The organism is Ancylobacter sp. TS-1 (genome assembly GCF_009223885.1).
Taxonomy (GTDB): domain Bacteria; phylum Pseudomonadota; class Alphaproteobacteria; order Rhizobiales; family Xanthobacteraceae; genus Ancylobacter.
The window spans coordinates 2,924,183-2,941,291 of the sequence record NZ_CP045144.1 but is presented as its reverse complement, the minus strand read 5'-3'; the positions used below and the strand labels follow the sequence as shown (position 1 = coordinate 2,941,291).

General features: G+C 71.1%; 21 protein-coding genes. 10 read left to right on the top strand and 11 right to left on the bottom strand.

Annotation, left to right across the window (positions count from 1 at the left end):
* Positions 1-167 precede the first annotated feature (167 nt).
* Positions 168-1,757: an exodeoxyribonuclease VII large subunit gene (gene xseA / locus GBB76_RS13835; protein WP_152303837.1), complete on the top strand. Its 1,590-nt coding sequence runs from the start codon at positions 168-170 to the stop codon at positions 1,755-1,757.
* A 96-nt stretch (positions 1,758-1,853) separates the two neighbouring features.
* A complete protein-coding gene (locus tag GBB76_RS13830) occupies positions 1,854-2,078 on the top strand; it encodes a DUF2093 domain-containing protein (RefSeq protein ID WP_152303836.1) in 225 nt (74 codons plus the stop codon).
* Between the two features lie 11 nt (positions 2,079-2,089).
* Here GBB76_RS13830 and lpxK read toward each other — a convergent pair whose 3' ends face one another.
* From lpxK to GBB76_RS13805, 5 genes are read right to left on the bottom strand one after another with little or no spacing between them, the layout of a single operon-like run.
* Positions 2,090-3,109: a tetraacyldisaccharide 4'-kinase gene (gene lpxK / locus GBB76_RS13825; RefSeq protein WP_202911106.1), complete on the bottom strand. Its 1,020-nt coding sequence runs from the start codon at positions 3,107-3,109 to the stop codon at positions 2,090-2,092.
* Positions 3,110-3,114: 5 nt separating this feature from the next.
* On the bottom strand, positions 3,115-4,410 hold the full coding sequence (locus GBB76_RS13820; protein WP_152303835.1) for a 3-deoxy-D-manno-octulosonic acid transferase: 1,296 nt from the start codon (positions 4,408-4,410) through the stop codon (positions 3,115-3,117).
* An 8-nt stretch (positions 4,411-4,418) separates the two neighbouring features.
* Positions 4,419-5,165, bottom strand: a complete 747-nt coding sequence (locus GBB76_RS13815) for a lysophospholipid acyltransferase family protein (RefSeq protein WP_246668928.1) — start codon at positions 5,163-5,165, stop codon at positions 4,419-4,421.
* A gap of 9 nt (positions 5,166-5,174) precedes the next feature.
* Positions 5,175-5,423: a DUF4170 domain-containing protein gene (locus GBB76_RS13810; protein WP_152303834.1), complete on the bottom strand. Its 249-nt coding sequence runs from the start codon at positions 5,421-5,423 to the stop codon at positions 5,175-5,177.
* Positions 5,424-5,480: 57 nt separating this feature from the next.
* Positions 5,481-6,317, bottom strand: a complete 837-nt coding sequence (locus GBB76_RS13805; RefSeq protein ID WP_152304888.1) for a 3'(2'),5'-bisphosphate nucleotidase CysQ — start codon at positions 6,315-6,317, stop codon at positions 5,481-5,483.
* Between the two features lie 242 nt (positions 6,318-6,559).
* On the opposite strand from GBB76_RS13805, the gene GBB76_RS13800 reads away from it, so the two are divergent.
* Together GBB76_RS13800 and GBB76_RS13795 are read left to right on the top strand one after the other, a co-directional pair.
* Complete coding sequence (locus GBB76_RS13800; protein WP_202911105.1) at positions 6,560-7,150, top strand: DUF6101 family protein; 591 nt, start codon at positions 6,560-6,562, stop codon at positions 7,148-7,150.
* 143 nt (positions 7,151-7,293) lie between these two features.
* Positions 7,294-7,704, top strand: a complete 411-nt coding sequence (locus tag GBB76_RS13795; RefSeq protein ID WP_152303833.1) for a hypothetical protein — start codon at positions 7,294-7,296, stop codon at positions 7,702-7,704.
* A 101-nt stretch (positions 7,705-7,805) separates the two neighbouring features.
* Here GBB76_RS13795 and GBB76_RS13790 read toward each other — a convergent pair whose 3' ends face one another.
* The gene (locus GBB76_RS13790) at positions 7,806-8,150 is read right to left on the bottom strand and encodes a hypothetical protein (protein WP_246668927.1); all 345 of its coding nucleotides are present in this window, start codon (positions 8,148-8,150) and stop codon (positions 7,806-7,808) included.
* Positions 8,151-8,322: 172 nt separating this feature from the next.
* Here GBB76_RS13790 and GBB76_RS13785 point away from each other — a divergent pair, with 172 nt between their 5' ends.
* The gene (locus tag GBB76_RS13785; RefSeq protein WP_152303832.1) at positions 8,323-9,018 is read left to right on the top strand and encodes a TIGR00266 family protein; all 696 of its coding nucleotides are present in this window, start codon (positions 8,323-8,325) and stop codon (positions 9,016-9,018) included.
* Positions 9,019-9,023: 5 nt separating this feature from the next.
* Here GBB76_RS13785 and GBB76_RS13780 read toward each other — a convergent pair whose 3' ends face one another.
* Genes GBB76_RS13780 through GBB76_RS13770 form a run of 3 tightly spaced genes read right to left on the bottom strand, consistent with a single transcriptional unit; the run spans position 9,024 to position 11,066 of the window.
* Positions 9,024-9,563, bottom strand: a complete 540-nt coding sequence (locus GBB76_RS13780; protein ID WP_152303831.1) for a chromate transporter — start codon at positions 9,561-9,563, stop codon at positions 9,024-9,026.
* Positions 9,560-10,195, bottom strand: coding sequence for a chromate transporter (locus GBB76_RS13775; protein ID WP_152303830.1), 636 nt, complete (start codon positions 10,193-10,195; stop codon positions 9,560-9,562). The genes GBB76_RS13780 and GBB76_RS13775 overlap by 4 nt, the downstream gene beginning before the upstream one ends.
* Positions 10,196-10,223: 28 nt before the next feature.
* Positions 10,224-11,066 carry a hypothetical protein gene (locus GBB76_RS13770; RefSeq protein WP_152303829.1) on the bottom strand — a complete coding sequence of 281 codons (843 nt, stop codon included), beginning with the start codon at positions 11,064-11,066 and terminating at the stop codon, positions 10,224-10,226.
* Between the two features lie 219 nt (positions 11,067-11,285).
* Here GBB76_RS13770 and tal point away from each other — a divergent pair, with 219 nt between their 5' ends.
* Both tal and GBB76_RS13760 read left to right on the top strand, forming a co-directional pair.
* Positions 11,286-12,257, top strand: coding sequence for a transaldolase (tal, locus tag GBB76_RS13765; RefSeq protein WP_152303828.1), 972 nt, complete (start codon positions 11,286-11,288; stop codon positions 12,255-12,257).
* Positions 12,258-12,294: 37 nt separating this feature from the next.
* Entirely contained in the window at positions 12,295-13,053 is a 759-nt protein-coding gene (locus GBB76_RS13760) for a sulfite exporter TauE/SafE family protein (RefSeq protein ID WP_152303827.1), read from the top strand.
* Positions 13,054-13,057: 4 nt separating this feature from the next.
* Here GBB76_RS13760 and GBB76_RS13755 read toward each other — a convergent pair whose 3' ends face one another.
* Positions 13,058-14,296 (bottom strand): MFS transporter, encoded by a 1,239-nt coding sequence (locus tag GBB76_RS13755; protein ID WP_246668926.1) that lies wholly within the window; start codon positions 14,294-14,296, stop codon positions 13,058-13,060.
* A gap of 7 nt (positions 14,297-14,303) precedes the next feature.
* The gene (locus GBB76_RS13750) at positions 14,304-15,473 is read right to left on the bottom strand and encodes a M20 aminoacylase family protein (protein ID WP_152304886.1); all 1,170 of its coding nucleotides are present in this window, start codon (positions 15,471-15,473) and stop codon (positions 14,304-14,306) included.
* Positions 15,474-15,730: 257 nt separating this feature from the next.
* On the opposite strand from GBB76_RS13750, the gene GBB76_RS13745 reads away from it, so the two are divergent.
* The 3 genes from GBB76_RS13745 (at position 15,731) to GBB76_RS13735 (ending at position 17,073) form a co-directional block, all read left to right on the top strand.
* Positions 15,731-16,174: a hypothetical protein gene (locus tag GBB76_RS13745; protein ID WP_152303825.1), complete on the top strand. Its 444-nt coding sequence runs from the start codon at positions 15,731-15,733 to the stop codon at positions 16,172-16,174.
* A gap of 125 nt (positions 16,175-16,299) precedes the next feature.
* Positions 16,300-16,806 (top strand): ferritin-like domain-containing protein, encoded by a 507-nt coding sequence (locus tag GBB76_RS13740; protein WP_152303824.1) that lies wholly within the window; start codon positions 16,300-16,302, stop codon positions 16,804-16,806.
* A gap of 78 nt (positions 16,807-16,884) precedes the next feature.
* On the top strand, positions 16,885-17,073 hold the full coding sequence (locus GBB76_RS13735; protein WP_152303823.1) for a DUF3008 family protein: 189 nt from the start codon (positions 16,885-16,887) through the stop codon (positions 17,071-17,073).
* The last annotated feature ends 36 nt before the right edge of the window (positions 17,074-17,109 follow it).

Sequence of the window (17,109 nt, the reverse complement as noted above, 5' to 3'; positions counted from 1 at the left end):
GAGGCGTACGGCCCGTCGCCGTCATCCCGGACGGCCGCAGGCCGAGCCGGGATCGCAAGCGGAATGAGGGCAATCCCGGCTCTTCGGCTGCGCCTCTGGCCGGGATGACGACCGGTCCCCGGCCGCCCCCCGTTCCCGCGCCGGGCAAATCCGACTATCTGTCGTGCATGACCGACACGCCCACCGAATCGCCCGTCTCCAACGCCCCCGACTGGACCGTCTCGGAACTCTCCGGCGCGCTCAAGCGCACGGTGGAGGATGCCTTCGGCCATGTGCGCGTGCGCGGCGAGATTTCCGGCTATCGCGGCCCGCACTCCTCCGGCCATGCCTATTTCAGCCTGAAGGACCAGAACGCGCGCATCGACGCCGTGGTGTGGAAGGGCGTGTTCGGGCGGCTGCGGATCAAGCCGGAGGAAGGGCTGGAAGTGGTCGCCATCGGGCGCATCACCACTTTTCCCGGCAAGTCCTCCTACCAGATCGTCATCGAGCAGCTCGAATTCGCCGGCGCCGGCGCCATCATGGCGATGCTGGAGGAGCGCAAGCGCCGCCTCACGGCCGAGGGCCTGTTCGCGCCCGAGCGCAAGCGCCGCCCGCCCTTCCTGCCGCGCGTGATCGGCGTCGTCACCTCGCCGACCGGCGCGGTGATCCGCGACATCCTCCACCGCCTCAACGACCGCTTCCCCCGCCACGTGCTGGTCTGGCCGGTGCGGGTGCAGGGCGACACGTCGGGGGCGGAGGTCGCGGCCGCCATTCGCGGTTTCAATTCCATCCCGGCGGGGGGCCTGGCGCTGCCTTCCGGTGACCTGATCCCGCGCCCGGACGTGCTCATCGTGGCACGCGGCGGCGGCTCGCTGGAGGACCTGCTCGGCTTCTCGGAAGAGAGCGTGGTGCGGGCGGCGGCGGACAGCGCGATTCCGCTCATCTCCGCCGTCGGCCACGAGACCGACGTGACGCTGATCGACTTCGCGGCGGATGTGCGCGCCCCCACCCCGACCGCCGCCGCCGAGATGGCGGTGCCGGTGCGCGGGGAGCTGATGGCCGAGGTGCAGAGCCTGCGCGCCCGGCTCGGCGGGGCGCTGGCGCGCGGCACCGAGCGCCGGCGCGCCGATCTGCGCGGGCTCGGCCGGCTGCTGCCGAGCGCCGACGCGCTGCTCGCCCTTCCCCGCCAGCGGCTCGACATGGCCGGCCAGCGCCTGCCGCGCGCGCTCAAGGCCAATGCCGGCTCCCACCGCCTCGCGCTCACCCGCATCGAAGGCCGCTTCGGGCCGCAGCGCCTCGCCGCGCTGGTGGAGCGCCGGCGCGAGCGCTTCGACCTGTTCGCCGGCCGGCTCGCCTCGGCGCTGCGGGCCAATGCCGGCGCCCATCGCGAGCGGATTTCGCGCGCCCGCGAGCGGGTGGAGGGGCTGCGGACCCGGCTGAAGCCGGCGCTTCTGCGCGGCCAGCAGGAACGGGTGCGCCGGCTGCGCGCGCTCGAACAGCTCATGCAGGCGCTGTCCTACAAGGGCGTGCTCGCGCGGGGTTTCGCGCTGGTGCGCGACGCGAACGGGGTGCCGGTGCACGCGGCGGCCGGCATCGCGGCCGGCGCCGCGCTGGAGATCGAGTTCCGCGACGGGCGCGTCGGCGTCGTCGCCAGCGAGGGCGCCGTGCCGCCTCCCTCGGGACCGGCCCAGCCGGCGCGCCCCGCCGTGCGCAAGCCGGCGCGCGGCCGGGGGGCCTTGCCGGACGCGGACAGCCAACCCACCTTGTTCGGCGGATAGGCCGCCGAGAGGGCGGGCTTGCGAGAGGCGGGCTTGCAGGAAGCCGGGCCGGGTCTCTATTGTCGGGCCCGAACGAACAGCAGGATCAGCGGGACCATGAACCGCTTCGAACGTTTCTCTGCCTCGGGTGAAGCCGAGCTGCGCTATCTCGACGGCGACTTCCGGGTCGTGCGTCCGGGCACCTTCGTGCGCTGCGCCGTAACCGGCGAGCCGATCCCGCTCGACGAACTGCGCTACTGGAGCGTCGACCTTCAGGAAGCCTACGCCACCCCGCAGGCGGTGCTGGCCCGGCTCTTCCCGGAACGCGCCCGCGCCGGCTGAATCGCGGCGATCTAGTCGCCCTGCAGCCGGTTGCCGAGACCCGCGAGCATGCGCTCCAGCGCGCGGGCGCTCTGCGGCTCCAGCGCCATGCGCACCGGCAGCACGTCCGACACGTCGAGCAGATGCTGGCCGATATCGCTGCCGGCGAGGCGCATTGCGTCCTTCTCCGTCGTGACCAGCAGCAGATCGCGTTCCTCCGCCTGCGCGCGCAGCTCTTCCACCTCGGCCGCCGTGTAGACGTGATGGTCGGGGAAGGCGCGGGTGACGGTGGTGAGCACGCCGAGCCCGCGCAGCGTCTCGAAGAACTTGGCCGGGCGACCGATGCCGGCATAGGCCAGCACGCGCTTGCCGAACAGGCGAGCCACCGCCTGCGCCTCCGGGGCGAGGCGCCCGCGCAAGACCACCGTTCCGGCGGCATAGCCATCGCGCGCCACACGCTCGCCGCCGGCGCCCTCGCCGATCACCAGCAGCGCCTGCGCCTGTTCGAGCTGCGGAGCGAGCGGCGCGCGCAGCGGCCCGGCCGGCAGGCACAGCCCGTTGCCGACCCCGACCCCGGCATCGACGACGAGGATCGACAGCGCCTTGACGAGCGTCGGGCTCTGAAAGCCGTCGTCCATGATGAGGATGTCGGCGCCCGCCTGGGCGGCGGCCTGCGCGCCGGCGAGCCGGTCGCGGGCGACGAAGGTCGGCACGGCGCGGGCGTGCAGCAGCGGCTCGTCGCCCACCTCGTCGGCACTGTGCAGCAGCGGATCGACGCGCACCGGGCCGCTGAGCCGCCCGCCATAGCCGCGCGACAGCACCGCCGGCTTGAGCCCGCGCAGGCTCAGGCGCCGCGCCACCTCGATGACGGTGGGGGTCTTGCCGGCGCCGCCGACCGTGGGATTGCCGATGCAGACCACCGGCAGCCCGACCTCGGTGCCCGGCCGGCGCATGCGCGCCAACGTCGCGCCGCCCACCAGCGCGCCGAGCGGCGACAGCAGCTTCGCCATCGCGCCGCGCTCCTTCCGCCACCAGAAACCCGGCGCCTGCATCTCGGTCAGTGCCTCTCCAGCCTTATCTGTACCAGATAGGGATCGATCGCCGCGAGGGTCCGCTCCAGCGCGCCGCCGAAGCTCTCGATGGTCGACTGGCCGGCGGCGATCATGCGCCGGCGCGAGGCGGTGTCGGCCAGCAGCATGTAGGCGCTGGCGGCCAGCGAGCGCCCGTCCGTCACCGGCGCGGCGCCGCGCGCCTCGTCGAGCCGGGCGTAAAGCTCGGCGAAATTGGTCACGTGCGGCCCGTGCAATATGGCGGTGTCGAGCTTGATCGGCTCGATCGGGTTCTGCCCGCCCCGGCGCACCAGCGAGCCGCCGAGCAGCGCCACCCCGCCGAGGCGGTAGAACAGGCCGAGTTCGCCGATGGTATCGGCGACATAGATTCCGGTGCCCTTGTCGGGCAGGTAGCCGTCGGAGCGCAGCACCGCCGGACAGCCCGCTTCGGTCGCCAGCTGCACCACCGAAGGCCCGCGCTCGGGATGGCGCGGGGCGATGATGGTGAGCAGGCCCGGCATTTCCTTGGCGAGCCGCTGATGCGCCTCGACGATGATCTCCTCCTCGCCCGGATGGGTGGAGGCGGCGACGAGCACTTCCCGCCCGGCGGCGGCGGTGACCAGCGCGTCGAAGGCGCCGAGGTCGACCGGCGGCGGCGGGGCGTCGAATTTCAGATTGCCGGTGACGGTGACGCGCGGCGCGCCGAGCTGGCGCAGGCGCTCGCCATCCTCCGCGCCCTGCGCCAGGCACAGGTCGACCCGCGCCAGCAGCGAGCCGACGGCGCCGCCGATGCGCCGCCAGCTGGCGAAGGAGCGCGGCGACATGCGCGCATTGACCAGCACCAGCGGCGTGCCGCGCTCGCTCACCTCGATGATGAGGTTCGGCCACAGCTCGGATTCGACCAGCAGCACGAGGTCGGGCCGCCAGTGCCGCAGGAAGCGGCGCAGGAACAGCGGCGAATCGAGCGGCACGAACTGGTGCGGCACGTCGGGCGGCAGGCGCGCCTGGGCCAGCCGCGCCGAGGTCAGCGTGCCCGAGGTGAACAGCACCTGGAAGCCGCGCGCGCGCAGCCGGTCGATCAGCGGCAGCACCGCGATCATCTCGCCGACGCTAGCGCCGTGCAGCCAGACCAGCGGCCCGCGCGGGCGCGCCGTGCCGGCATGGCCGTAGCGTTCGCGCAGGCGCGTCGCATCCTCCTTGCCGCGCTTCAGGCGGCGCGCCAGCAGCAGCCCGATGAAGGGGGTCGCGAGCCAGGTCGCCGCCCGGTAGAGGCGGACGAGGAGGGAGGTGCGCGCCTTCTCCATCGCGCGCCCTAGCCGTTGAGCGGTTCGGCCGGCGGCGCGTCCTCGCGCGCCACGGGGCGCGGGCCGGCGGCCGGGCGGCCGACCAGCTCCTCGGCGCGGGCGGTGACGAGATCGAGCTGGCGCTGCACCTCGCGGCGCGCGGCCTCCAGCTCCTCGGGGCCGGCATCGGCGGAAACCACCACCCCGTCGCCGGCGACCACGGCGGCGCGGCCGAAGGGCAGGTGGATCGCCGACTTGTCCCAGCTGCGGGCCACGATGCGGCGGGAGGTGGCGATGGCGACCGGGTAGATCGGCCGGCCGGAATGCTTGGCGATGGTGACGACGCCGAGCCCGGCGACGCGCGAGATCTTCGGGACGTCGGCGGTCATCGCCACATTGGTGCCCTCGGCCAGGTGGCGGATCATCTCCAGCGTGGCGTTGAAGCCGCCCTTGGTGCGGAAGTCGCGCCCCTGCGCGCCCGAGCCGCGCACCGCGCCGATGCCGAGCGCCTCGGCGGCGATGGCGTTCACGTCGGCGTCGGCGCTGCGCGAGATCATCACCCGCGCGCGGTGGTAGGGCCGGACGAGGAACGGGGTGAGGAAATGCTGGCCGTGCCAGAAGGTGAGGATCATCGGCAGCTGGGCGTCGGCCAGCTCATAGAGATTGGCCGGCTCCATCACCACGCGCTGGGTGCGCCAGACCAGGCGCAGATAGGACGCCATGCCGCGCCCGAGAACGGTGCGGACCGTCGGTGAGGTGCGCAGTCGACGCCACATGAGGGAAGGTCAGCTGCTCTGGTTGCTGGCGTCCGGCTCCAGCAGGCGATGGAGATGGACGATGAAATAGCGGATCTGCGCGTTGTCGACCGTCTGCTGCGCCTTGGCCTTCCAGGCGGCGCGCGCGGTCGCGTAATTGGGGTAGATGCCGACGATGTCGAGCGCGGCGAGGTCCTTGAAGGTGATGCCGTCGATCTTCTCGAGCTCCCCGCCGAAGACGAGATGCAGAAGCTGCGCGGAGGATGAGGTCTCGGTCATTCCGGTGCGTCCTGTGCCGGTTGAGTCCTGTGCCGGTGGCCCGTTCTCGGTACGCCCTCAGCGCGCGGCGGCCACAAGGGTCGGGTGCAGCAGGCTGCCGGCGGAAACCAGCGCACCATGCCGGGGCACCGGCGCGTTATAGGCGAGAGGATGGCCGTCGAGGGTGGTCAGGCGTCCTCCTGCTTCGTGCACCAAAAGGTCCGCGGCGGCAAGGTCCCAATCATTGCCATTGGGTGACGCAAGTGCCGCATCCAGCTCCCCTGTCGCCACGCGGGCGAGGCGCAGCGCCAGCGAGCGGATGCGCGGCACCCGGCGCAGCGGGCCGGCGCGGTCGATATGGCTCAGCCAGGGCGCCGGGCCGTCCACCACGGCGCCGTCGAGCGCGAGGGTGCGGGAGACCTCGATGGTCCGGCCGTTGCGGGTCGCCCCGCCCCCGAGCACGGCGACGAACAGCTCGTCGGTGACGGGGGCGAACAGGGCGCCGGCGATCGGCCGGCCGTCCTCCACCAGCGCCGCCTCGACGCACCAGTCGGCGCCGCCGGCCATGTAGGCGCGGGTGCCGTCGATGGGATCGACGATCCACACGCGGCGGCGCGACAGGCGGGAGGGCTCGTCCACCGTCTCCTCCGACAGCCAGCCATAGCCGGGGCCGATGAGGCTCAGCCGCTCGCGCAGCATCAGGTCGACGGCGAGGTCGGCCTCGGTGACGGGGGAATCATTGTGCTTGGACCAGCTCTTCACGCCCTCGCGGAACATCGCCACCGCCACCGCGCCGGCGGCCACCACCGCATCGGCCAGATGGCGCGCGGCGATGGCGGGATCGGCCAGAGGATCGACGGGGGGAGCGGCGGCGGGATCGGGGGAAGGGGCGCGCGGAATGGGGGCAATGTCCATCATGAGGGATTAGGGCGAAGGCGAAGCGCCCGCAACGCCGATATCGGCATTGCGAGCGATTCCGACAAGCTTTCGTCAAGCATAGGAGCCATTCGCGGGCTCCGAAGGCCCGCCAAGAAACGATCAACCATTTCCCTTAAGCCGATGCGGGGAGGCCCGCGCCTAGTTTGCCGTCACGAACGGGACCGCAGGGGTCCCTGCAACAGCCAAAGAACAGCCGGAAATTCGGCGGGAGTGGCGAGATGCGTCAGATGATGGCGGAGGCCCGGCCTCTGCGGACGACCTACCCCTATGTCACGCTGGAGCGACCGGCGGGCGAGGGATGGCCGCTGGTGTTCCAGACGCTCGACGAGGGCGCCGACGACGGCGTGCGCCTCGTGGAACTGGGGCTCGACCGGGTGGTGCTGCGCCGCCGCGTCGCCGGGGTGCCGATGAAGGCGGCGCGCCCGCTGCGCGACTACCGGGGGCTGGCGGTCGCCCTGCTCGACCCGGAGGGCGAGGACGAGGGCGTCGCCATCGTGCTCGTGCACGCCGACAGCGCCCTTTCGGTGACGCTCTACAGCGCGCCGCATATCGACGACGTGGTGGCCGAATGGCGCGGCTGGGCCGAGGCGCTCGGCCTTCCCATGCTGGTGACGGAGGCCGATGGCACCCACCGGCCGGCCTATCCGCAGATCGGCCGGCTTCTCGTCGGCGAGGCACGCGGGCGCCGTGCGCGCCGCGGCGCGCTCAAGCACCGCCGCCCGAGCGTCTATTGCCGCCGTGCCGCCGGCCGCCCGACCGGCGAACCCGCCGTGCATCGCGGCGAGCGCGAGATGTTCGCCCGCGACTGAGCCCGACCTGCCGCCGGCGGCACCCTCCCGGATCGGCCGGCGCCTGCTAGACTGGCCGCCCGCCGCGATGAGCGCCGCGCCGGCCGCTGTTCCCGCGTCGCGTTTTCTGGCCGGCGCCGCTTCCCGTCCCGAAGGTCCACGCCATGAAGCCCTTTATCGTGAAGCCCGTGTTCATGAAGCCCATGTTCGTGAAGCCCATGTTCACGAAGCCCGTGTTCCTGCCGCTCGCCGCCGCGCTCATGCTGGCGGCGACGCCGGCCGCCTTCGCCGCTTCCTGCGGCGAGCAGCTGGTGCCGACCCAGGCCGCGCTCGACTCGTATATCAACGCCCTGGCGGCAAAAGGCCCCACCGCACCGGAATCCTCCGGCGCCCTGCTCAGCCACGATCCGACGCCGGAGGGCCTCGCCCAGACCGAAGCCGCGATCGGCGACGGCACCCGGCCGCTGGTGGTGCAGGAGGCGCTCGACAAGGCCCGCGCCGCGCTGGCAACCGGCGACGAGGCCCGCTGCCTGGACTATCTGGCCAAGGCGCGCTCCACCCTCGGCCTCAAGTGAGCGGACCGGACCGGCCATGAAAAAGGGCGCCCAGGGGCGCCCTTTCGCATTCTCGTCGATCGTCGCGGCTCTCAAGCCCCGACAGGCTCAGGGGCAGAGCCTCAGGGGCAGACATGCACCCAGCCGCCCCAGCCGCGCCGCCAGAAGCAGTTCGGGCGGAGCGGCGGGCCCCAGCCGCGCGCATAAGGCGGCACGTACCAGTAATTCCAGTTCGGGCGCCAGGCGCAGCGCCACGGGCCGCAGACCCAGCGCACATTCTCCACCGGCAGGGCGGAGGCCGCATCGGCCGGGACCGAGGCGGCGAGCATCGGCGAGGCGACGCCCGCCTCGGCGGTGCCGGCGGAGAGCCCGGCGGCGGCCAGCGTGCCGAGCGCCAGCATAGCGGCGAGCGCGGTCCGGCGAAGGCGTCTGGCGAGGGGGAAGCACATCACGGAACGGCCGGTCATCGAGGCACTCCCGAATGTTGTTGTCGATAGCGGGACGATAGCACGCCTCCCGCCTCGCGGGAGCCGTAACCCCATGCGGTAGCGAAAAATTCTCAGGTGCAGCCGGCGACTTTCAAGGCGCCCTTGCTATGCTGGCGCACCTCGCCCCCCAGGGAACACCCGGAGACCTTCCATGCGCTCCAAGATCATCGGCACGACGCTTCCCGTTCTCGAAATCCAGCTCGACACCGGCGACCGCATCGTCGGCGTGCCCGACCAGCTTTCCTGGATGTCGGGCGACGTCACCCTGACGACGTCGACCGCCGGCGGCGGGGCGGGCGGGCTGTTCGGGCTGGTCAGCCGGGCGGTGTCCGGCGGCGGGCTGTTCATGACCGAGTTCCACGCCGAGCACGGGCCGGGCAATGTCGCCTTCGCCGCCCGGCTGCCGGGGAGCTTCGTCGCCGTCGACGTCGCGCCGGGGCGTGGCTACATCGTGCACCGGCACGGCTTCGTCTGCGGCTCCCCCGGCATCGAGGTGACGACCGCCTTCCAGCAGACGCTCGGCGGCGCCATCTTCGGCGGCGAGGGCTTCGTGCTGCAGAAGCTCGCCGGGCAGGCCAGCGCCTTCGTCGAGCTTGGCGGCGAACTCGTGACCTACGATCTCCAGCCCGGCCAGTTCCTGCTGGTGCATCCCGGCCATGTCGGCATGTTCGAGGAGAGCGTCGGCTTCGAGCTGACGACGATGCGCGGCATACGCAACGCGCTGTTCGGCGGCGACGGGCTGTTCCTCGTGCGCCTGTCCGGTCCCGGCAAGGTGTGGCTGCAGTCGCTGACCGCGCCGGGCCTCGCCCACGCCCTTTCCCCCTACCTGCCCGGCAAGCCGGGCTGAGGCGCTCAGTTCGGCGCCGCTCCGTGCAGCAGGGCGAGGCCGACGAGGCCGCCGCCCAGCACGAGCAGGGCCGGGTTCACCTTCTTGACGAAATAGACGCCGCCGAACACCGCGATGGCGATGGCGATGGTCAGCGCCCCGTCGATGGCGGTGCGGGCGATGGCGATGGTGCCCGCCGCCATCAGCCCCACCACCAGCGGCGCCATGCCCTGCTGCAGCGAGCGCCGCCACGGCGAGCCCTCGAAATGGTCCCACACCCGCGAGGCGCCCCAGGACAAAAGGCCGGCCGGCACGAAGAAGCCGAGAAAGGCGAGCAGCGCGCCGACATAGCCGGAGACGTGGTAGCCGATGACGATCACCATCAGCATGTTCGGTCCCGGCACCACCTGCCCGAGGCCGTAAATGTCGCGGAACTGGTCGTTGGTGAGCCAGTGGTGGCCGCCGACGACGAGCGCCTTGGTCTCCGGCAGCACGGCGGCGCCGCCGCCGACCGCCAGCAGCGACAGCAGCGCGAAGACGCCGAAGACGGACAGGTTCTCGTTCATGCCGAGGTCTCCGTCCCGGCGCCGTCACGCTTGCGCGGGCGATAGATCAGCACGGCGGCCGGGCCGACGGTGAGCAGAACCCAGATCAGCGAGATGTGCAGGAAGCTCACCATCACCACCGTCACAACGATGATGGAGATGTCGATGAGACTGCCGAGCTGCCGGCGCCCGATCTGCAGCGTCACCGCCGAGAGCATGCCGACCGCCGCCGCGCCGACGCCGATCAGCGCGGCGTTCACATAGGGGTTGTGCGCGTTGGAGGAGTAGAGCACGCCGAGCGCCAGCACCATTGTGCCGCCCGGCAGCGTCATGCCGAGAAAGGCGATGATGGCGCCGGCGACGCCGCGCAGGCGGTCGCCGACGATGATGCTCATATTGGTCGCGTTGAGCCCCGGCAGCGCCTGGGCGATGCCGAGCGCGGAGAGGAAATGGTCCTCGTCGAGCCAGCGCCTCTTGAGCACCAGCTCGGCCCGCAGATAGGCCACCACGCCACCGCCGAAGCTGACCGCGCCGATGAACAGGAAGGAGAGGAAGATCTCCCTCAGCTTCACGCCGCGCGGCACCGCATAGCCCTGCGTCGCCTCGCCGTCGGAAGCCTCGGTGCCCGGAGCGGGCGGCACGGAATGCGTCATGGAAGGGCCAGTCCGAGAGGGTACGCGCTCAGCCTTCGTGGCTCGCCACGAGCTGCTTGCCGAAATTGTAGACCAGGGCGGTCTTGGTGGCGCCGAGCTTCACCCATTCCGGCGCGCGGGTCTGCGCCGCCTTGAAGAATTCCTCGGAGCGTATCCGGGCCTTGGCGTGCAGCGCGTCGTAGCGGTCGAACTTCGCCTGGAAGGCGAACTCGCCGATGATCGAGGTCTCGGTGGCGCGGTCGCGCCACACCGCAAGGGTCGCCTTGGCGATGAGCCCGTGGCCGAAGTCGAAGGAGCCGACATTCACCTGCACCTCCTCGACCGGCAGATTGTTCACCAGCGAGACCGTCGCCGCCTTGTCGGCCGGGCAGTGCTCGGCAAGCTCGGGGAAGACCGAGGTGATGCGCTCCAGCCCTTCGTCGAGCACCAGCCCGGGGGTCAGCAGCACGCAATTGTGCGAGTAGAGCGAGCGCATGCCGCCAAGCTCCTCCTTGAGCGGCAGCAGTTCCTCCTTGAACTTGATGTCGGCGCGCCCGCTCAGATGCGGCGTGACGTCGATCGCGGCGGCGGCCGCCAGGTCCGGGTGGCGGAACTTCAGCGTCAGCTCGTGCTCGGGATCGGGCCAGCCGTCGTTATAGAAGGTCCGCTTGCGCAGGATGAAGGCGTTCCGGTAGAGGGCGTAATCGGGCGTGTCGTAGAACAGCACCTCGCGGACCTGCCGTTTGAAGCCGTCCTTGTTGGTGGCCACGCCTACCTTGAACTCGGGCGCGATCAGGCACAGCTTGTGCCAGTACACCTCGAACTGATGCGGGTCGAAGAACCGCTCCGGGCGCAACAGGATCTTGTATTCGCGGTAGTGGATGTCGTCCATGGAAGCCCCGCGGCCATGCCGCTCGCCGCACACAGTGAAGTAAAATAGTTACGCCCGGCGCGGCGGCCCGACAAGCGGATCGATCAAGTCTCGTCACACGCGCGTCACGGAGCCGGGCATCTTGAACGAGGCGGGCCAAATGTGGTCCAACGAAGCCGACCAACGAACAGCGCCTGCGGACGGCCGCGCCGGCCGGTCCGGCGAGAAAGAGACAGCATCATGCCCTCAAAGCTCGACCAACTGCGTGCCATCACCGTCGTCGTCTCCGACACCGGCGACATCGAGACGGTGCGGCGGCTGAAGCCGCAGGACTGCACCACCAACCCGACCCTGCTGCTCAAGGCCGCCGAGATGCCGGCCTATGCGCCGCTGGTCGACGAGGCGATCGCCTGGGGCGCCGGCCAGGGCGGCGTGCACGAGGCGGTGGTGTCCGCGACCTGCGACCGGCTGGCGCTGAATTTCGGCGAGGAACTCTCCAAGATCGTGCCCGGCCGCGTCTCGACCGAGGTCGATGCCGACCTGTCCTTCGACACGCAGGCGACGCTGGCCAAGGCGCGCGCCTTCATCAAGGCCTATGAGGCGCGCGGCGTCGGGCGCGAGCGCATCCTCATCAAGGTCGCCTCCACCTGGGAGGGCATCCGCGCGGCGGAAGTGCTCCAGAAGGAAGGCATCGACTGCAACCTGACCCTGCTGTTCTCGCTCGCGCAGGCGGCGGCCGGCGCCGATGCCGGGGCCTTCCTCATCTCGCCCTTCGTCGGCCGTATCCTCGACTGGCACGTGAAGGCGGGCGAGGGCCCGTTCACCCCCGAGACCGATCCGGGCGTCGTCTCGGTCCGGCAGATCTATGCCTATTACAAGAAATACGGCATCTCGACCGTGGTGATGGGCGCCTCCTTCCGCAACACCGGCGAGATCGAGGCGCTGGCCGGCTGCGACCGCCTGACCATCGGGCCGGCGCTGCTCGACCAGCTCGCCGCAGACGAGGGCGTGCTGGTGCGCAAGCTCGACCCGGCCAACACCGAGGGCGCGCCCGAGCGGCTGCATCTCGACGAGAAGGCCTTCCGCTTCGCGCTGAATGAGGACCCGATGGCCACGGAGAAGCTTTCCGAGGGCATCCGCCAGTTCGTCAAGGACCTGCGCACGCTGCGCGGGCTGGTCGCCAAGCGGCTGGAAGGCGCCAAGGCCGCCTGATAGAGGAGGCCCCGGCCTCCTTTTCGATGGCGTACGTATGATCTCTCCGGAACTGGGCTTCGCGCTGGCCGCGGGCCTTGCCGCCTTCTTCGTCGGCATGAGCAAGGGCGGGGTGCCGATGATCGGCTCCCTCGCCGTGCCCACCATGGCGCTGTTCATGTCGCCGGTGACGGCGGCCGGCCTTCTGCTGCCGGTCTATGTCGTCAGCGACATGTTCGGCGTCTGGGCCTACCGGCGCGAATTCTCGGCGCGCAACCTCATCATCCTCGTCCCGGCGGCGACGGTCGGCATCGGCATCGGCTGGGCCACCGCCTCCATCGTCACCGATGCCGAGGTGATGCTGATCGTCGGGCTGATCGGCCTCGCCTTCTGCCTCATCCGCTGGCTCGGCGGGGCGGGGCAGGCGGCGCGCCCGGCGGACGTGCCGCGCGGTGTCTTCTGGGGCGCGGTATCGGGCTTCACCAGCTTCGTCAGCCATGGCGGGGCGCCGCCCTACCAGATGTATGTCGTGCCGCAGAAGCTGCCCAAGATGGTCTATGCCGGCACCACCACGCTGACCTTCGCCGCCATCAACGCCATCAAGCTCATTCCCTACTGGTCGCTCGGCCAGCTCAACCCGGCCAATCTCACCGTGACCGCGCTGCTCATGCCGGTGGCGGTCGCCGCCACCTTCGTCGGGGTGAAGTTGACGCGCCTCCTGCCCGAGGCGCTGTTCTACCGGCTGGTGATGGGCGCGCTGTTCCTCATCTCGCTCAAGCTCACCTGGGACGGCGCGCGCCTGATGACCGGGTTCTGACGCCTCAGTCCTCGACCGGGCGCGCGACCAGCGCGGCGGTCCAGAAGCCGAGGGCGAGCACCAGCGCCAGCGCGATCACGGCGAAGAGCACCGCGTCGTAGGAGCCGGTCGCGGTCCACAGCGCGGCGAGGCCGGCGGGGGCGAGCGCGCGCGAGAGGGTCGCCGGGACCGACAGCGCGCCGTTCACCGCACCATAGGCCCGCCGGGTGATCAGCTCGGGCACGATCAGCCCACGCACGATGGTGATGATGCCGTTGACGGCACCGAAGCCGATGGCGAACAGCGCCACCCAGCGAAAGTCCGGCGGCATGAATTCCAGCGCCAGGAAGGCGAGCGGAAACACCGCCACGATCACCGAGCCGACCGCCCGCACCGGCGCGCGCGGGGCGAACACCGACACCGCCACGCGGCCGGCGACTTGCGCCGGGCCGATGATGGCGATGGCGCCGACGACGCTGGCGAGATCGAAGCCGCGCTCCACCAGCAGCGGGTAGACGTGGAAGGTGAAGCCCGAGAACATCGCGGAATAGGCGGTGAACGCCAGGGCGAGCGCCCAGAAGGCCGGCTGGCGCAGCGCCTCGCCCACCGGCGAGCGGCGCGGGACGGTATCGTCCGCCACGCGCGGCGCAGGCGTGTCGCGCGAGGAATCGACCGACAGGAAATTCGCCGTGGCGCAGACAAGGACGTTCACCGCGCCCAGCACCAGCAGCGTATCCCGCCAGCCGACAGTGTCGATCAGGAACTGGATCAGCGGCACGAAGACGGTGGAGGAGAAGCCGCCCCACAGAGTGAGCGCGGTGATGCCGGGACGCGCCTGGAGCGCGCCGGCGCGGCGGGCGACGACGGCGAAGGCCGGCTCGTAGAGCGTCGCCGCCTGCATGGCGCCGAGGCCGGCGACGGCGGCATAGAACACCATCATGCTGCCGGCCTGCGACCACAGCACGAAGAGCAGCCCCGCCAGCACCGAGCCGCCGGCCATGATCGCGCGGCCATGGCCGCGGTCGATGCCGGCGCCGACCGGATAGGCGGCAAGGCCCGCGAAGGCGAGCCCCAGCGTCGCCGCGCCGTAAAGCTCGGCCTTCGACCAGCCGAGTTCGGCGCCCATCGCCTGCGCGATCTGCGGGAAGCTGTAATAGAGCGTGCCCCAGGAGCAGAGTTGCGCCACGCCGAGCCCGACGATGAAGGGGGTTCTCCCGTCGGGCGGGCGGTGATGAGGCGAGGCGGGCGATGTGGCCGGCGACACGGGCATGTCAGCCCGGCCCGCCCGGGTCGCTCTGCGCGGAAGGGGCCAGCACGTCGCCCACCAGATTGACCCAGTAGCTGGCGCCGACCGGGATCAGCGCGTCGTTGAAGTCGTACTGCGCGTTGTGCAGGTTCGGGCCGGGGCCGCTGGCGAGGCACAGATAGGCGCCCGGCACCGCCTCCAGCATGTAGGCGAAATCCTCCGCCGCCATGATCGGCTCGAAATCCGGCACGACCCGGTCGCCCGCCGTCGCCCGCGCGGCGGCCAGCGACTGGCCGAACTCGCGGGCGTGGTTGACCAGCGAGGGATAGCGCCGGTCGTAGCGCATTTCCGCCCGCGCGCCCTGCGCCGCGCACACGCCCTCGACGATGGCGCGGAAACGCGTCTCGGCGAGGTCGCGCACCTCGCGCGAGAAGCTGCGCACCGTGCCGCGCAGCACCACCTCGTCGGGAATGACGTTCCAGGTGTCGCCGCCATGGATCTGGGTGACGGTGACCACCGCCGCCTCCTGCGGGCTCACCGAGCGCGAAACGATGGACTGGAGCTGGGCGACGAGATGGGAGGCCGCCAGCACCGGGTCGATGCCGCGCTGGGGCATGGCGGCGTGGGCGCCGCGCCCGATCACCTTCACCTCGAAGATGTCGAAGGCGGCGAACATGGCGCCGGGCCGGCCGAGAAAGGTGCCGAAGGGCGCGTTGGGCCAGTTGTGCAGGCCATACACCGCCTGCATCGGGAACAGGTCGAACAGGCCTTGATCGACCATCACCTTGCCCCCGCCCTCGTTCTCCTCGGCGGGCTGGAAGATGAAATGCACCGTGCCTTTGAAATCCGGATTCCGGCTGAGATGGCGCGCGGCGGCGAGCAGCATGGTCATGTGGCCGTCATGGCCGCAGGCGTGCATCTTGCCGGGCGTGTCGGAACGCCAGGGCAGGTTGGTCGCCTCATGGATGTCGAGCGCGTCCATGTCGGCGCGCAGGCCGATTGCGGGGCCCTCGTCCCCCTTGCCCTTCAGCGTCGCCACGATCCCGGTTCCGGCAAGGCCGCGATGCACGGGAAGGCCGAAGCTCTCGAGCTTTTCAGCGACGAAGGCGCTGGTGCGGCGCTCCTCGAAGGCGGTCTCCGGCATGGCGTGCAGGGTGCGGCGCCAGCCGGCAAGCTCTTCCGCCTGCGCGGCGATTTCAGGGATCACGCCCCCGGCAGGGCCCGCCGCGTCGCCGTCCGAAACGTCCCGCTGTCCGCTGTCCTGCCGCACGTCGCGTCCACCTTCGCTGGCGATGCCCGTCCGCCGGGGATTATAGCGGGCCGGCGCGCCCGGCAAGGGCCACAGGAGCGGGCGTCACGGCCCCGCCCTGCGGCCGCCGCAGGGCTCCGCGAGGAACCGCCCGGACGGGGAGACGTTGGTCCTCGCACGGTCCGCACGGGAGGAGACAGCCGATGACCCCCAACCCGCCGAGCCCTATTCCCCAGATACCGAACGCGCCGACGCCCGGCAGTCCGCCGCCCCCGGGGCGGCCGGACACGCCCGCGCCCGGCGTGCCGCCGATGCCGGAACCGCCGCCCGCTCCCGCGCCCGTCCGCGATCCGGTGCGCCCGCCGGTCCGCGACCCGGAGGAGCCGATCATCAGCGACCCGCCGCCGGCGCCGCCGCCCCGTCGCGCGGACGCTCAGGCCGCCCCGCCGCCGCGCGATCCGCCCGACCGTCCCCCGCCGGCTATCGACGACCCGGTGACGCCGCCGGACCCCGACCCGGACATCGTGCCGGATGTCGACGAGCCGGCCGACGAGCCGCGCCCGGCGCCGATCGAACTGCCCCCGCGCGCGCCAGACCAGATGCCGTTCGGCGTGCCGGTAGCCTGTTCTCCCTGCCTTCACGCCTGATGAAAATGCGGAACGTTCCTCGTTCGAGCCGGTTTTCCTGGTGTCGGCCGCATCGCCCTTGCGTAGAGGCGCCGCCGACTACCGCCAACCATAAATGATTACCGCTCTGGAAGGAGGACTTCACCATGGGTCTGTTCTCGAAAGACATCAAGACGATGGACGATCTCTTCGTCCACACGCTTCAGGACATCTATTACGCGGAGAAGAAGATCGCGAAAGCGCTTCCGACCATGATCGAGAAGGCGAATGATCCGCAGCTCAAGGCGGACTTCAAGCATCATCTCGGCGAGACCGAGAACCACATTCTGCGCGTCGAGGAAGTGTTCCACATGCACGGCGTCAAGCCGAAGGCGGTCAACTGCCCGGCCATCGACGGCATCATCGACGAGGCGGAGGAGGTCGCCGGCGAGGTGGCCGACAAGCAGGTGCTGGACGCCGCGCTGATCGCCGCCGCGCAGGCGGTGGAGCATTACGAGATGACCCGCTACGGCACGCTGATCGCCTGGGCCAAGCTGCTCGGCCGACCGGACTGCGCCGGGGTGCTGGCGAAGAACCTCACGGAAGAGAAGAACGCCGACACCAAGCTGACCAAGCTGGCGGAATCCCGCGTCAACCTGCACGCCGCCGAATAAGGCGCGCGCCGGCCGGTCCCGCCCCGGATCCTCCCCTGTCCGGGCCGGGGCCGGCCGTCTCTCATCCGGGAGGCTTCCATGCCTGCGAAATCAAAGGCCCAGCAGAAGGCGGCCGGCGCGGCGCTGGCCGCCAAGCGCGGCGAGACGAGCAAGAGCGCGCTGCGCGGCGCCTCGAAGCAGATGGTCGAGTCCATGACCGAGAAACAGCTCGAGGACTTCGCCGCGACGCCGCGCAAGGGCAAGCCCGAGCACGTCAAGGACCGCTGACCGCGCCGGCGCGCAGCACCCCGTGCGCGGAGCGGG

Bases quoted from the DNA above. Each gene is read 5' to 3' on its own strand.
- xseA (WP_152303837.1), top strand. From the start codon at position 168: ATGACCGACACGCCCACCGAATCGCCCGTCTCCAACGCCCCCGACTGG.
- GBB76_RS13830 (WP_152303836.1), top strand. From the start codon at position 1,854: ATGAACCGCTTCGAACGTTTCTCTGCCTCGGGTGAAGCCGAGCTGCGC.
- lpxK (WP_202911106.1), bottom strand. From the start codon at position 3,109: ATGCAGGCGCCGGGTTTCTGGTGGCGGAAGGAGCGCGGCGCGATGGCG.
- GBB76_RS13820 (WP_152303835.1), bottom strand. From the start codon at position 4,410: ATGGAGAAGGCGCGCACCTCCCTCCTCGTCCGCCTCTACCGGGCGGCG.
- GBB76_RS13815 (WP_246668928.1), bottom strand. From the start codon at position 5,165: ATGTGGCGTCGACTGCGCACCTCACCGACGGTCCGCACCGTTCTCGGG.
- GBB76_RS13810 (WP_152303834.1), bottom strand. From the start codon at position 5,423: ATGACCGAGACCTCATCCTCCGCGCAGCTTCTGCATCTCGTCTTCGGC.
- GBB76_RS13805 (WP_152304888.1), bottom strand. From the start codon at position 6,317: ATGGACATTGCCCCCATTCCGCGCGCCCCTTCCCCCGATCCCGCCGCC.
- GBB76_RS13800 (WP_202911105.1), top strand. From the start codon at position 6,560: ATGCGTCAGATGATGGCGGAGGCCCGGCCTCTGCGGACGACCTACCCC.
- GBB76_RS13795 (WP_152303833.1), top strand. From the start codon at position 7,294: ATGAAGCCCTTTATCGTGAAGCCCGTGTTCATGAAGCCCATGTTCGTG.
- GBB76_RS13790 (WP_246668927.1), bottom strand. From the start codon at position 8,150: ATGACCGGCCGTTCCGTGATGTGCTTCCCCCTCGCCAGACGCCTTCGC.
- GBB76_RS13785 (WP_152303832.1), top strand. From the start codon at position 8,323: ATGCGCTCCAAGATCATCGGCACGACGCTTCCCGTTCTCGAAATCCAG.
- GBB76_RS13780 (WP_152303831.1), bottom strand. From the start codon at position 9,563: ATGAACGAGAACCTGTCCGTCTTCGGCGTCTTCGCGCTGCTGTCGCTG.
- GBB76_RS13775 (WP_152303830.1), bottom strand. From the start codon at position 10,195: ATGACGCATTCCGTGCCGCCCGCTCCGGGCACCGAGGCTTCCGACGGC.
- GBB76_RS13770 (WP_152303829.1), bottom strand. From the start codon at position 11,066: ATGGACGACATCCACTACCGCGAATACAAGATCCTGTTGCGCCCGGAG.
- tal (WP_152303828.1), top strand. From the start codon at position 11,286: ATGCCCTCAAAGCTCGACCAACTGCGTGCCATCACCGTCGTCGTCTCC.
- GBB76_RS13760 (WP_152303827.1), top strand. From the start codon at position 12,295: ATGATCTCTCCGGAACTGGGCTTCGCGCTGGCCGCGGGCCTTGCCGCC.
- GBB76_RS13745 (WP_152303825.1), top strand. From the start codon at position 15,731: ATGACCCCCAACCCGCCGAGCCCTATTCCCCAGATACCGAACGCGCCG.
- GBB76_RS13740 (WP_152303824.1), top strand. From the start codon at position 16,300: ATGGGTCTGTTCTCGAAAGACATCAAGACGATGGACGATCTCTTCGTC.
- GBB76_RS13735 (WP_152303823.1), top strand. From the start codon at position 16,885: ATGCCTGCGAAATCAAAGGCCCAGCAGAAGGCGGCCGGCGCGGCGCTG.